Below are 12,424 nucleotides of genomic sequence, written 5' to 3'. Positions count from 1 at the left end.
CCCACTCGGGATCAGACCCGTGCCAGGAAGCGGGCGATGCGCTGGGCGATGCGCTCGGGCTGCTCGCGGTGGGGGACGTGGCCGCCACCGGCCACGATCTCCACCTCCACCGGGCCGCTGGCGCGGTCGCGGATGCGCTCGGGGTGGACCAGGGAGCCGAACTCGTCCAGCTCTCCATGGATGGCCAGCACCGGGCAGCGCACGCGCTCCAGCGCCTCGTCCAGCCGGTAGTCGGCAAAAGGCGGGGACAGCCAGGTATCGACCCAGGCAGACAGCACCCAGGCGGCCTTGTCGCCGTGGTATTTCTCCAGGCGCGCCAGCTGGCCGGGCCGGGCGAAATCCTGTTGGGCCGCGCGAATGCCCTGCAAGGTGCGATCTTCCACAAAGGCCTGGGCGGACTCCGTGATCACCGCCTTGCACTGCGCGCCATATCGGGCCGCCACCATGGCGGCCATGCCGCCGCCCACGCTGTGGCCCAGCACGATGAAATCCCCAAGGCCCAGCCCCTGGTGCACCGCCGGGAACACGGTCTCTGCCTCCCGGGCCACAAAGCCCGGCCCCAGCGTGCCCGGATAGGGATCGGACTGGCCAAAGCCCAGCCGGTCATAGGCCAGCACATCGCGGCGCGTGGCCTCGGCCAATTGCTGCGGGAAATCGCGCCACAGCGCCACCGAGCCCAGCGAGTCGTGCAGCAGCACGATGGGCGCGCGCGCCGGGCCTTGCTCGCCTTCGCCGGCCGCCGGCGCCTGCCAGCGCCTGACGTAGATGCTGCCCTGCGGCGTGGGAATGCGGATTTCGTTCAAGGATGCGGGGATGTCGGTCATGCACGAGGAAGGCATCGAAAAAAACTCCATGCCGGTCGGCGCCGGCCCGGCAGACATCATGCGCCTGCATGCCGCCAGAGGGCGACACCGTGGCGACGCGCGGGGCGGAATGCGGCAGCTTTTGTCTCTCTCGGGGCAGCTTTTGCGAACCCGGGCGCGCGGGTTCCTCCGATGGTGAAAGGCCAGGCAGCGGCGTATAAGTTGAAGCCACCCCATGCACGCGAAGGCCTGCCATGTCACACGCTTCCGCTCCCCTGCCCGGCGCCGCACAGGCTGCCGTGGACCCGCGCCAGTTCAAGAGCTTTGCCGAGTTCTATCCGTTCTACCTTCAGGAACACAGCAACCGTACCTGCCGGCGCCTGCACTTCGTCGGCTCCACGCTGGCGCTGCTGTGCCTGTTCGCGCTGTTCCTGACCGGCAGTTTCTGGTTCCTGCTCGGCGGCCTGCTGTTCGGCTACGGCTTTGCCTGGATAGGGCACTTCGGCTTCGAGAAAAACCGGCCCGCCAGCTTCAAGCGCCCGCTGTACAGCTTTCGCGGCGACTGGGTGATGTGGCGCGACATCCTCACCGGACGCATTGCGCTCTAGCGCCGCGCCGGGCACTACGGCCGGGGCCGGCTCTCCAGCAGGCTGGCCAGCGTCATGCCCGCCAGGCCCGTGCGCTCCCACAGCGGCTGCACGGCCGCAGAAGGCGCCAGCAGCAGGCGTTCGACCAGGGGGGCCAAGGGCGTGTGTTGCGGGTCCACCAGCAGCATGTAGCGGGGCTCGGTGCCCTCGCTGCCCGCCGCGACGCCTGGTGCCTGCACCGTTCCCACCCAGTCGAGCACGGACAGCGCCTGCAGCACCGGATCGATCTGCTGCCAGTCCACATGCAGGCGGCGTGCCAGATCGCTGGCATACAGGCCCTTGGCGGGCGACTCGCGCTCCTGCTCCAGGTACTGCAGGATTTCCACGGCCATCTCGAACTGCCAGCCCTGCTGTCCAGGCATGCGCTGCACGCCGGCCATGACGATGGGCAGATACGCGGTGACCACGGCGCCCAGCAGCACGATGATCCAGGCCATGTAGATCCAGATCAGCAGGATCGGCAAGGTGGCAAAGGTGCCGTAGATGACCGAATAGGTAGGTACCGAGGCCAGGTACAGGCCCAGCGCCTTCTTGGCCAGCTCCATGCAGGTGGCCACGAACAGGCCGCCCACCCAGGCATGGCGCCAGCGCACCGCCGTATTGGGCACGTAGTGGTACAGGCCCGCCATGCCAGCGGCCAGCGCCAGGTACTCGATGGAATCGAAAATGAAGCGCAAGCCTTCGGGCAGCGCATTGACCAGCCCGCGCGAGGCCGACATCACATAGGACGACAGCACCAGGCTCAGGCCCAGCACCAGCGGGCCCAGCGTGATCGCGGCCCAGTAGATCAGCACGCGCTGGCCCAGCGGCCGCAGCTGGCGCACGCGCCAGATGTTGTTGAGCGTGCGGTCTATGGTGAGGATCAGCGCGACCGCCGTGATCACCAGAATGGAAAAACCGGCCATGCCCAGCTGGCTGGCCTTGGAGGCGAACTGCGTCAGATAGCCCAGCACCTGGCGCGCAATGGTCTCGGGGATCAGGCTGTCGATCAGCCAGCGCTCCAGCACGATCTGCACGCGCGAGAAGATGGGAAACGCCGTGAACAGCGCCAGCGCCACCGTGAAGAACGGCACCAGGGCCAGCACCGTGGTGAAGGTCAGGCTGCTGGCGGTGACGCCCAGCCGGTCCTCTCGAAAGCGTTCGCGCAGCGTGTGCGCGGTATTGCGCCAGGGAAAGCAGCGCAGGCGCTCGCGCCAGGATGGGGGCACCACCGGCTCGGGCCGCTCCATCAGCGAAAGGCTGCGCTCCTGTTCGGGCGCGGGCAGTGCAACGGCACCGTCCTCCAGGCCACCGGCAGGCTCCTGCCCGGGGCCGCCGCTCATCGCCATATCTCCGCTGCAACGCGCGTGCCTGAAACGGGAACGCGCGTGACCATCCAAGCAATCACATGTTCAAAGGACAAGACCATGGCCGATATGATGCCACCCCGATGACTGATTCCATTTCTCGCCCCGGCGCCGATGTCGCCGCCACCCGCTGGCTGGCGGTCTCCAGCCTCATGGGTCTGATCGTGCTGAGCCTGGCCTGGGAACTGTGGCTGGCGCCCATGCGGCCAGGGGGCTCCTGGCTGGTGCTCAAGGCCCTTCCGCTGGCGATTCCGCTGATCGGCCTGCTCAAGCACCGCATGTATACCTACCGCTGGGTCAGCCTGCTGGTGTGGATCTATTTCACCGAGGGCGTGGTGCGCGCCTGGAGCGACCCGGCGCCCGGCCGCTGGCTGGCGCTGCTCGAAGTTTTCCTGTGCCTGATGCTGTTCACCGCCTGCGCCCTGCATGTGCGCTGGCGCCAGCGCAGCGCGGCCCAGGCGGCCGGCGGCTGAGTCCCCGTTTTCATGCCTTCACGTCTTTGAAAGAAGTTGCAACATGACTGCACTGCTTGAACGCCTGCGCCAGATCGTCGGCGAAGCCCATGTCCTCACCGAGGGCGACCTCGTGGCCTATGAACAGGACTGGCGCCGCCGCGTGCGCGGCAAGTCCCTGGCCGTGGTGCGCCCGGCCAGCACGGCCGAGGTGGCCGCCGTGGTGCGCGAATGCGCGGCCGCAGGCACCAGCATCATTCCCCAGGGCGGAAACACCGGCCTGTCGGTGGGCTCCACGCCGGACGACAGCGGCACGCAGGTCGTGCTCAGCCTCACGCGCATGAATGCCGTGCGCAACATCGACCGCGACAACCTGAGCTTCACCGTCGAGGCCGGCTGCATCCTGCAAAGCCTGCAGGAGCTTGCCGAAAAAGAGGGCCTGCTGTTCCCGCTGTCGCTGGCCGCCGAAGGCAGCTGCACCATTGGCGGCAACCTGGGCACGAACGCGGGCGGCACCCAGGTGGTGCGCTACGGCAACACGCGCGAGCTGTGCCTGGGCCTGGAGGTGGTCACGCCGCAGGGCGAGGTCTGGGACGGCCTCAAGGGCCTGCGCAAGGACAACACCGGCTACGACCTGCGCGACCTGTTCATCGGCAGCGAAGGCACGCTGGGCATCATCACCGCCGCCACCATGAAGCTGTTCCCCCAGCCTGCGGCCCAGCTCACGGCCTTTGCCGCCGTGCCGTCCATGGAAGCGGCCGTGCGCCTGCTGGGCATGGCGCACAGGCACCTGGGCGCGGGGCTGACGGGCTTCGAGGTCATGGGCCAGTTCGCGCTGTCCCTGGTGATCAAGCACATGCCCCAGCTGCGCGTGCCCTTTGCGGGCCTGGACGGCGCGCCGCCCTATTACGTGCTGGTCGAGAACTCGGACAGCGAGTCCGAGCAGCATGCCCGCGAGCGTTTCGAGGCGCTGCTGGAGCTGGCCTTCGAGGACGGCTGCGTGCTCGACGCCGTGGTGGCCGAAAGCCTGTCGCAGGCCCATGAGCTGTGGCACATCCGCGAGAGCATTCCCCTGGCCCAGGCCGAGGAAGGCCTGAACATCAAGCACGACATCTCCATTGCGGCATCGCGCATTCCCGCCTTCGTCGAGCACACCGATGCCGTGCTGCAGCGCGAGATCCCGGGTGTGCGCCTGGTCAACTTCGGTCACCTGGGCGACGGCAACCTGCACTACAACGTGCAGGCGCCCGTGGGCGGCGACGCCAAGGCCTTCCTCAATGAGCGCGAGCACCTGGTCAACCACCTGGTCTACGAGGCCGTGGCCGAATTCGGCGGCTCGTTCTCTGCCGAGCACGGCGTGGGTGCGCTCAAGGTGGACAAGCTGGAAAAGTACCAGTCGCCCGTGGCCCTGGGCATGATGCGCGCCATCAAGCAGGCATTGGATCCTCAAGGCCTGATGAATCCCGGCTGCATCCTGGCGCGCGCCTGATCCGGCAGCGCCGGCTTATCAAGAAGGGGCGGGGCCGCGGGGCGGCGCTGCCCCTTCTTGCATCCAAACGTGGTCAGGTGCGGCCAAACTCGGCCAGGCGCAGATCAGGAAGCGGGCTTGTTGCTCTCGACCACGGCAAAGGACTTCTGCACCTGGCTGGGCCAGGCGATGTCGGCACCGGCCGCGTCGGAGAAGTCGGTCTGCTTGCCATCGGTCAGCAGCCACACGCGCAGTGCGTTGCGCGCGGGATCGATCACGATGGCGCCCATCTCCTCGCCGCCCTGGTGGGGGCGCAGGCCGACGATGCTCCACACATCGCCTTCCTTGGTCAGCGGGCCCACGGTGCGCATATTGCTCAGCAGGGTCGGGTAGCTGGTGCCCAGCAGCGCCTTGAGCCGCTCGGCCAGCACGCCTTGCTCCAGGTAGTTGGTGCCGTCGTAGGGATACTTGCCCACGTACTCGGCCAGGCTGTCCAGGCCGGGCTCGCCAGCCTTGGCCGTGGACGGCAGGCGCGTGCGCTCCGGAAAGTTCAGCGTCAATGCGGGCGCGGGCGCGGCCACATCGAGTGCCACGGACTGCACGGCCTTGGGAGTGGGAACGGTGGGAGAGCGCGGATCACAGGCTGTCAGCGCCAGCATGGCGGCACCCAGTGCGATTCCGGCCTGCCAGGGGGAGAGCATGGAAGACATGCGCAAGCTCCTTGTCAAAGCGGATGCGAAAAAACCATGGCGCCGGTATGAAAGCCCAGGCAAGACACCGGCGCCCGTCGGCAGTCATTTTCGCACCGGGGGTTGCAAACCTTGTTTCGAGGGGCATGGATACCGTCGGACAAGGCGCCGTATTCATCAAGGGATAATCCCCGCCATGAACATGACTGCCGCGCCCCGCCCTGCCCGCTCACAGTACGAAGATTTCATGCGCCATGTCTACGAACATGGCGTGTCCAAGACCGACCGTACCGGAACGGGTACGCGCAGCGTGTTCGGGCACCAGATGCGCTTCGATCTGTCCGAAGGCTTTCCGCTGGTCACCACCAAGAAGGTGCACCTCAAATCCATCATCCTGGAACTGCTGTGGTTCCTGCGCGGCGACAGCAACGTGCGCTGGCTGCAGGAGCGTGGCTGCACCATCTGGAACGAATGGGCACGCGAGGACGGCGACCTGGGCCCGGTCTACGGAGTGCAATGGCGCAACTGGCCCACGCCGGACGGCGGCCACATCGACCAGATCGCCGAAGTGGTCAAGCAGCTCAAGAGCAACCCGGACAGCCGCCGCATCATCGTCAGCGCCTGGAACGTGGCCGACCTGCCGCAGATGGCGCTCATGCCCTGCCACGCCTTCTTCCAGTTCTATGTGGCCGACGGCAAGCTCAGTTGCCAGCTGTACCAGCGCAGCGCGGACATCTTCCTGGGTGTTCCCTTCAACATCGCCAGCTATGCGCTGCTGACCCACATGCTGGCCCAGCAATGCGACCTGCAGGTGGGCGACTTCGTCTGGACCGGCGGCGACTGCCATATCTACAACAACCATTTCGCCCAGGTCGAGACCCAGCTGGCGCGCCAGCCCTTCGCCTACCCGACGCTGCAGATCAAGCGCCGGCCCGACTCCATCTTCGGCTACGAGTACGAGGATTTCGAGGTCGTCGGCTACCAGCACCACGAGCCCATCAAGGCCCCCGTGGCCGTCTGAGGCTGCAGAAAGACCCGCCCGATGGCCATCCATCTCATCTACGCACGCGCCGCCAACGGCGTTATCGGCAAGGACAATGCCATGCCCTGGCACCTGCCCGAGGACCTGGCGCACTTCAAGCAATTGACCCAGGGCTCTGCCGTGGTCATGGGCCGCAAGACCTGGGACTCGCTGCCGGCCCGCTTCAGGCCGCTGCCCGGGCGCACCAACATCGTCGTCACGCGACAGGCGGACTGGGCGCCCGAGCCGGCCGCCCCCGGCGTGCTGCATGCCACCAGCCTGGAGCAGGCCATGGCTCTGGGCCGCCAGGCATCGGCCGACGTCTGGGTCATGGGCGGTGCCCAGATCTACGCCCAGGCCCTGCCGCTGGCCGACAGCATCGAGGTGACCGAGATAGAGCGCGACTACGAAGGCGATGCCTTCGCCCCCACGCTCGGCCCCGAGTGGCAGGAAGCGTCACGCAGCCGCCATGTGGCCGCCAACGGGCTGCCCTACAGCTTTGTGCGCCTGCAACGACGCTGACATACCCCTGTCGCACACGGGGCTGGCGGGCGCGGCGGGTCTGTGCAAATAATGTCGTTTTTCCACGCCTTCGCCGTCTTTCGCGCCTCTTCGCCATGAGCCTCGTCCAGCCCTTGCCCCCCGGTCCGCTCGACATCGTCGGCGACATCCATGGAGAGTCCGAGGCGCTGGACCAGCTGCTGGGGCACCTGGGCTACGACGCGCTGGGCCGCCATCCCCAGGGTCGGCGCCTGGTCTTCGTCGGCGACTTCTGCGACCGGGGGCCCGACAGCCCGGGAGTGCTCGCCCGCGTCGTGCCCATGCTGGAGTCGGGCCATGCGCTGGCCGTGCTCGGCAACCATGAAATCAATCTGCTGCGCGAGGATGCCAAGGACGGCTCCGGCTGGTTCTTCGACAGCCGCGTGGCCTCCGATACGCCCAAGTACGCGCCGTTCGCGCGCATGCCGCTGTGCGATATCCCTGACACACTGGCCCTGCTGGAACGCCTGCCCATTGCCATGGAGCGCGAGGACCTGCGCGTGGTCCATGCGGCCTGGCGCCCGCAGCAGATCGCCATGGCGCGCGAGCTGCCGCTGGGCAGCGCACGCAGCGCCTACGACCACTACGAGGCCCTGGCCGCCCAGCAGGCCCAGGTCAACAAGGTGGCCGAGCGCATGCGTGCCGAACGCCAGCAATGGCCGCATGACCTGGAAGACCGCAACTGGCTGCCGCCCTTCCTGCCCGCGCACAGCGAGAGCGAACTGGCCAAGGCCATGGTCAATCCGCTCAAGGTGCTGACCTCGGGCGTGGAGCGCGAATGCCGCAATCCCTTCTACGCGGGCGGCAAGTGGCGCTTCGTCGAGCGCGTGGCCTGGTGGAACGAATATGAGGATGCCCAGGCCGTGGTCGTGGGCCACTACTGGCGGCGCCTGAACCGGGGCGGCCCGTCCTTCCACGGCGCCCAGGCCGAGAACCTGTTCGGCCAGACCGGTCCGCTGTCCTGGCACGGCCGGCGCGGCAATGTGTTCTGCGTGGACTACTCGGTCGGCGGCCGCTGGAACGCCCGCCTGGCCGGCGAGGACCCGCAGCAGCGCTTCAAGCTCGCCGCCATGCGCTGGCCCGAGCGCCGCCTGGTGTTCGACGACGGTGCCCAGGCGGACAGCGAGGAGTTTGGCGTTGCGGCGGCCGCTGCCGCATGACACGCGCTAGATCCGCGGCGCGTAGCGCAGCGTCAGCAACAGCGACCTGGGCGCACCGTAGTAGTTGTTGCCCGACACCGTGTTGTAAGAAGGCACGTAGTAGCGCTTGTCCAGCAGGTTGCTGACGTTGAGCGCCACGCTCAGCTCGGGCGAGACCTGGTAGGCCACGCGTGCATTCCACAGCGCAAAGCCTGCCAAGCGGAAGGCTCGGTCGGAGCTGAGGGTGTCGGTCTGCGCATTCACGCCCGCGCCCACCGTCCAGCGGCCCAGCTCGCCCGGCAGGCGGTAGCTGCCCCACAGGCGCAGCATGTGCCGGGGCGTCCAGGTGTTGAAGATCTGGCCCTGGTAGTCCGGGTCGGACAGGTAGCGCGTGGTGTTGTAGGTGTAGCCGGCCGCCACTTCCAGGCCTGTGGCGACCTTGCCGGAGATCTCGGCCTCCAGGCCCTGGCTGCGCACCTTGCCCGAGGAGCGCGAGCAGTACCAGTCATCACATGCAAAGCCGCTGTCGTAATCATTGACGGCGCGGTTTTTGTGCTCGTAGCGGAACACGGCCAATGCCATGTTCAGGCGGCCGTCGGCCATCTCGCCCTTGATGCCGGCCTCGTAGTTGCGGCCCTGCACCGGCTTGATGAGGTCACCCTGCACGGTGCGCGCGGTCTGCGGCTCGAAGACGGTGGAGTAGCTGCTGTACAGCGACCAGTTGTCGTTGAGCGCATAGACGGCACCCGCGTAGGGGATGAAACGCCCCGTGGTCTTGCTGGTGGAAGAATCGCCCGATTGCGCGCGGTAGGCGAAGTCATACCAGCCCAGGCGCCCCCCGGCGATCAGCGTGAGCGCCTGCGTGGGCCTGACACGCCAGGTGCCGTACAGGCCCTTTTGCGTGATGTCGTAGTTGCTGCGCACATCCGCGCCACGCGCGGCGATGCTTTCCATGTCCTGCCAGGGGCGGTTGTGGTCTATATCGAAGATGTTGCCGCCCGCGGTCCAGGCGCGCACGAAGCGGTCGCTGGTGGTGTAGCCAGCGTAGTTGGCACCCAGCAGCACTTCCTGCTCCATACCCAGCGCCTTGAAACGGCCCGACAGCGACATGTCCAGGCCACGCTGCTGGTTGTTGAAGTCCACGCCGAAATCGCCGTAGCTCATGCCACTGCCATCGGGCTTGATGGGGCCCACGGCGCGCTGGTGCACGTTGGTGTTCTTCTCGTTCATGGCCATGCCCACCATCTTGAAGCGCCAGTCCGCATTGAAGCGGTGTTCCAGGTCGGCGAACAGCATGTTCTGGTCATTGCCTGCGCGGTTCCACATGGCGCCTGTGTAGGTGGAGCGCGGCAGGCCGATGTCGCTGCCGTCGGCAAAGCGCGGCAGGCCCACGATCATGGGGCGCGAGCGGCTGTGGCGCTGTCCCACGGCCAGGCCCACCGTGGTGCTGGCGCTGATGTCGTAGTCCAGCGCCGCGTAGATGTTGCGCGTGCGGTCGCGCGTGTATTCGGTGAACCCGTGGCTGTAGTCCCCGTCCAGCACCACGCGGCCGCGCAGCGTGCCTTCCGCATTGAGCGGCGTGCTGGCATCCATCTGCAGGCCGTAGTGGTCATGGGAGCCGAGCTTGCCCGTGAAGACCACGGAGCGCTCGCGGCCCGGGCGCTTGCGCACCAGGTTGATCGCGCCGCCGGGGCTGCCCGCACCCTGCAGCAGGCCGGCCGCGCCGCGCAGGATCTCCACGCGGTCATAGAACACCAGCGACTCCTGCTCCCAGTTGCCCAGGCTGTAGGTATTGCGCGTGAACGGCAGGCCGTCGTACTGCAGCGAGTCCACCGCAAATCCGCGCGAATTGATGGCCAGGCCTGCGCCCACGCCCTGCACGGCCACCATGCCGGTGGCGTTGTGGATGGCGTCGGGCAGGTTGGTCATGCCCTGGTCGTCCATGCGCTGGCGCGTGAGCACGCTGACCGATTGCGGAATGTCCTTGAGCGCCTGCGCGGTCTTGCCCAGCGTGACCGTGCCGCTGGTGTAGGAGTCCGAGCCTTCGGTGACGCCGTCACGGATGCGCGTGTCGGTCACCATGACGGCCGGCAGGCCCGCCTCTGCCCCAGCGGCGGCCTGGCCGCGCGATGTGCGCACCTCGGGCAAGGGGCGCAGCGCATAGCCGCCATTGGGCTGCGCATGGGCGGCCAGCCCCGAGCCGGCCAGCAGCGCATCCAGGGCCGCAGGCGCTGCATGGTTTCCACTCAGGCCCGCGCTGCGCCTGCCCGCGATGTCGGCCGCCGTGTACGACAGCATGACGCGGCTTTCCTGGGCGAAGCGGGCCAGCGCGCCTTCCAGCGGGCCTGCCGGTATGGCGTAGCTGCGCACTTCGGAGGGAGCCCGGGCCTGGGCCTGCGCGGTTTGCGGCGCAAGGGCTGCGCTGACGGCGCACAGCGCCAGCGTGGTGCTGGCAGCCAGTGCCAGCGAATGGCGCCGGAAGGCCGGTGCCGCAGTGTGAGCAAGTCGTTGGACCATGAAATATCTCTTCCCTGAAAAGTGGCTTCTTCAGGACTTGCCACGCGAGAAAAGAAAACACCTCATGCCAACGGGTCCAGGCATCGATCAAATTGCAACAATTCGCAACAACAACCATCCAGCCTGTCTTGGCTCATGTCCGGTTCTGCCGGGCACGCACGGTCAGCCAGTAGCGGCCAAAGCCGGTGAGCTCGATGGGCTGGGTGCGCACCAGCATGTCGAGCACGCGGTCGGTATCGTCCAGCGGATACATGCCCGAGACGCGCAGCGAGGCGAGCGCGGGATCGCAGGCCAGGCGGCCCCTGCGGTGGCGCGCCAGCTCGGCAATGAAGTCGGTCAGCGGCATGTCCCGCGCGGCCAGCAGGCCTGTGCTCCAGGCGGCGGCCAGTTCGTCGGCGGGCTGGGGCACGTCCACGGCAAGGCGGTCAAAGCCGGCCTGCTCGCCCGCGGCCAGAATGCGCACGGCCTGCGGGGCGTTGGCCGGCCGCACCTCGACCGCGCCCTCAAAGACGGCCACATGGCTGGCGCCATCGCGCTGGCGCACTGCAAAGCGCGTGCCCAGCGCACGCAGCCGCCCTTGCGCGGTTTCAACCAGAAAGGGGCGGACCTGCGGGTCGCTGGCCGTGGTGACCAGCACCTCGCCGCCCAGCAGCCGCAGCAGGCGCTGGCTGGCGTCAAAGCGCACGTCGATGGCGCTGGCCGTGTTGAGGTGGATGCGCGTGCCATCGGCCAGGGTCAGTGCCTGGCGCTCGCCGGTGGCCGTGCGGTGGTCGGCCGACCATTCGCGCCAATCGCCGCCTTGTATCCACCAGGCGCTGCTGCCCGTGAACGCGGCCAAGGCCAGCAGCTTCATGGCCTGGCGCCGGCCGCGCGCACGGCTGTGGCGCGGCTGCAGCGCCCCATGCGCCAGCGGTGCGGGCAGATCGCGCAGGTGCAGGCCGCAGGCCTCGATGTGCCGCCAGGCGCGCTCATGGTCGGGATGATCGGCACGCCAGCGCCGCCACGAGGCCTGCGTGTCCTCGCCGGCATCGCAGGCCTGCAGGGCCACCAGCCATTGCACGGCCTGCAGGCTCACGGCTTCTGAAACGGGCGGGCCTTCAAAAACGGGCAGGCCGGTGGATGCGTGGCGGAATTCGGTCATGGGCTGGCGCTCAGCCGCCGAAGAAGCAGCAGTGCGCGGCCTTGGCGATATGGCGCTGCACCGTGGCCAGCGACAGCTGCAGCTCGGCCGCGATGTCGGCCTGCTTCATGCCGTCGAGCTGCGACAGCAGGAAGGCACGGCGCACGGGGGGTGCCAGCGTGTCCAGGCGGCGGTCCAGCTCGACCAGCGTCTCCAGCAGGATGGCGCGCGTCTCGGGGCCCGGCACCTGCGGCTCGGGCAAATGCGCCAGCGTGGCCAGGTACGCCTCTTCGATTTGCCTGCGCCGCATGAAATTGGCCACCACGCCCTGCGCCACCGTGGTCAGAAAGGCACGCGGCTCGCGTGCGGCAATGGGCTCGCTGCGCGTGAGCAGGCGCATGAAAGTGTCCTGCGCCAGATCGGCCGCCTCCGTGGAATTGCCCAATCGCCGCCGCAGCCAGCCCTGGAGCCAGCCATGGTGGACGCGGTACAGCGTATCGACCTCTTGGTGCAAAGCGGCGGGGGCGGCGGGCAAGACAGGCTCCTGGTGCGGCAGCACGTGCAGGCGTGCGCCACATGAATGAGAAAGATTCTCATTCTATAAGGATTAGGCCTTGATGCCCTCCCCTTCGCAAACCGGCGCGCTCCAGAACCAGAGACACCGAGGGTGTCGTCCCTCTTC

General features: G+C 67.8%; 12 protein-coding genes. 6 read left to right on the top strand and 6 right to left on the bottom strand.

What is annotated here, in order from left to right:
* Positions 1-11 precede the first annotated feature (11 nt).
* The gene (locus tag AC57B5_RS27260) at positions 12-839 is read right to left on the bottom strand and encodes an alpha/beta fold hydrolase (protein ID WP_034398846.1); all 828 of its coding nucleotides are present in this window, start codon (positions 837-839) and stop codon (positions 12-14) included.
* Between the two features lie 218 nt (positions 840-1,057).
* Here AC57B5_RS27260 and AC57B5_RS27255 point away from each other — a divergent pair, with 218 nt between their 5' ends.
* Positions 1,058-1,411: an Mpo1-like protein gene (locus AC57B5_RS27255; protein ID WP_043819042.1), complete on the top strand. Its 354-nt coding sequence runs from the start codon at positions 1,058-1,060 to the stop codon at positions 1,409-1,411.
* Between the two features lie 14 nt (positions 1,412-1,425).
* Here the strand turns inward: AC57B5_RS27255 and AC57B5_RS27250 are convergent, their stop codons facing one another.
* Positions 1,426-2,772, bottom strand: a complete 1,347-nt coding sequence (locus tag AC57B5_RS27250; protein WP_013801433.1) for a YihY family inner membrane protein — start codon at positions 2,770-2,772, stop codon at positions 1,426-1,428.
* Between the two features lie 107 nt (positions 2,773-2,879).
* Here AC57B5_RS27250 and AC57B5_RS27245 point away from each other — a divergent pair, with 107 nt between their 5' ends.
* Positions 2,880-3,269, top strand: coding sequence for a DUF2069 domain-containing protein (locus tag AC57B5_RS27245; RefSeq protein ID WP_496400684.1), 390 nt, complete (start codon positions 2,880-2,882; stop codon positions 3,267-3,269).
* A 43-nt stretch (positions 3,270-3,312) separates the two neighbouring features.
* Entirely contained in the window at positions 3,313-4,737 is a 1,425-nt protein-coding gene (locus tag AC57B5_RS27240; RefSeq protein ID WP_496400683.1) for an FAD-binding oxidoreductase, read from the top strand.
* A gap of 104 nt (positions 4,738-4,841) precedes the next feature.
* On the opposite strand, the gene AC57B5_RS27235 is transcribed toward AC57B5_RS27240, so the two are convergent.
* Positions 4,842-5,426 (bottom strand): Ivy family c-type lysozyme inhibitor, encoded by a 585-nt coding sequence (locus AC57B5_RS27235; RefSeq protein ID WP_013801430.1) that lies wholly within the window; start codon positions 5,424-5,426, stop codon positions 4,842-4,844.
* A gap of 175 nt (positions 5,427-5,601) precedes the next feature.
* Between AC57B5_RS27235 and AC57B5_RS27230 the strand changes: the two genes are divergently transcribed.
* From AC57B5_RS27230 to AC57B5_RS27220, 3 genes are all read left to right on the top strand, one after another.
* The gene (locus tag AC57B5_RS27230) at positions 5,602-6,426 is read left to right on the top strand and encodes a thymidylate synthase (RefSeq protein WP_012206769.1); all 825 of its coding nucleotides are present in this window, start codon (positions 5,602-5,604) and stop codon (positions 6,424-6,426) included.
* Between the two features lie 21 nt (positions 6,427-6,447).
* On the top strand, positions 6,448-6,948 hold the full coding sequence (locus AC57B5_RS27225) for a dihydrofolate reductase (RefSeq protein WP_492802176.1): 501 nt from the start codon (positions 6,448-6,450) through the stop codon (positions 6,946-6,948).
* 95 nt (positions 6,949-7,043) lie between these two features.
* Positions 7,044-8,126, top strand: coding sequence for a metallophosphoesterase (locus AC57B5_RS27220; protein ID WP_013801428.1), 1,083 nt, complete (start codon positions 7,044-7,046; stop codon positions 8,124-8,126).
* 6 nt (positions 8,127-8,132) lie between these two features.
* Here the strand turns inward: AC57B5_RS27220 and AC57B5_RS27215 are convergent, their stop codons facing one another.
* From AC57B5_RS27215 to AC57B5_RS27205, 3 genes are all read right to left on the bottom strand, one after another.
* Positions 8,133-10,622 (bottom strand): TonB-dependent siderophore receptor, encoded by a 2,490-nt coding sequence (locus AC57B5_RS27215; RefSeq protein ID WP_496400682.1) that lies wholly within the window; start codon positions 10,620-10,622, stop codon positions 8,133-8,135.
* 133 nt (positions 10,623-10,755) lie between these two features.
* Positions 10,756-11,763 (bottom strand): FecR domain-containing protein, encoded by a 1,008-nt coding sequence (locus AC57B5_RS27210; protein ID WP_496400681.1) that lies wholly within the window; start codon positions 11,761-11,763, stop codon positions 10,756-10,758.
* A gap of 10 nt (positions 11,764-11,773) precedes the next feature.
* Positions 11,774-12,277, bottom strand: a complete 504-nt coding sequence (locus AC57B5_RS27205; RefSeq protein WP_043819287.1) for a sigma-70 family RNA polymerase sigma factor — start codon at positions 12,275-12,277, stop codon at positions 11,774-11,776.
* Positions 12,278-12,424 lie beyond the last annotated feature (147 nt).

Source organism: Delftia sp. BGA-UO-ETr-SB1 (genome assembly GCF_059567865.1).
This window is presented reverse-complemented; position numbering and strand designations above follow the sequence as displayed.

Bases quoted from the DNA above. Each gene is read 5' to 3' on its own strand.
- AC57B5_RS27245 (WP_496400684.1), top strand. From the start codon at position 2,880: ATGACTGATTCCATTTCTCGCCCCGGCGCCGATGTCGCCGCCACCCGC.
- AC57B5_RS27210 (WP_496400681.1), bottom strand. From the start codon at position 11,763: ATGACCGAATTCCGCCACGCATCCACCGGCCTGCCCGTTTTTGAAGGC.
- AC57B5_RS27260 (WP_034398846.1), bottom strand. From the start codon at position 839: ATGCCTTCCTCGTGCATGACCGACATCCCCGCATCCTTGAACGAAATC.
- AC57B5_RS27230 (WP_012206769.1), top strand. From the start codon at position 5,602: ATGAACATGACTGCCGCGCCCCGCCCTGCCCGCTCACAGTACGAAGAT.
- AC57B5_RS27255 (WP_043819042.1), top strand. From the start codon at position 1,058: ATGTCACACGCTTCCGCTCCCCTGCCCGGCGCCGCACAGGCTGCCGTG.
- AC57B5_RS27220 (WP_013801428.1), top strand. From the start codon at position 7,044: ATGAGCCTCGTCCAGCCCTTGCCCCCCGGTCCGCTCGACATCGTCGGC.
- AC57B5_RS27235 (WP_013801430.1), bottom strand. From the start codon at position 5,426: ATGTCTTCCATGCTCTCCCCCTGGCAGGCCGGAATCGCACTGGGTGCC.
- AC57B5_RS27215 (WP_496400682.1), bottom strand. From the start codon at position 10,622: ATGGTCCAACGACTTGCTCACACTGCGGCACCGGCCTTCCGGCGCCAT.
- AC57B5_RS27250 (WP_013801433.1), bottom strand. From the start codon at position 2,772: ATGAGCGGCGGCCCCGGGCAGGAGCCTGCCGGTGGCCTGGAGGACGGT.
- AC57B5_RS27240 (WP_496400683.1), top strand. From the start codon at position 3,313: ATGACTGCACTGCTTGAACGCCTGCGCCAGATCGTCGGCGAAGCCCAT.
- AC57B5_RS27225 (WP_492802176.1), top strand. From the start codon at position 6,448: ATGGCCATCCATCTCATCTACGCACGCGCCGCCAACGGCGTTATCGGC.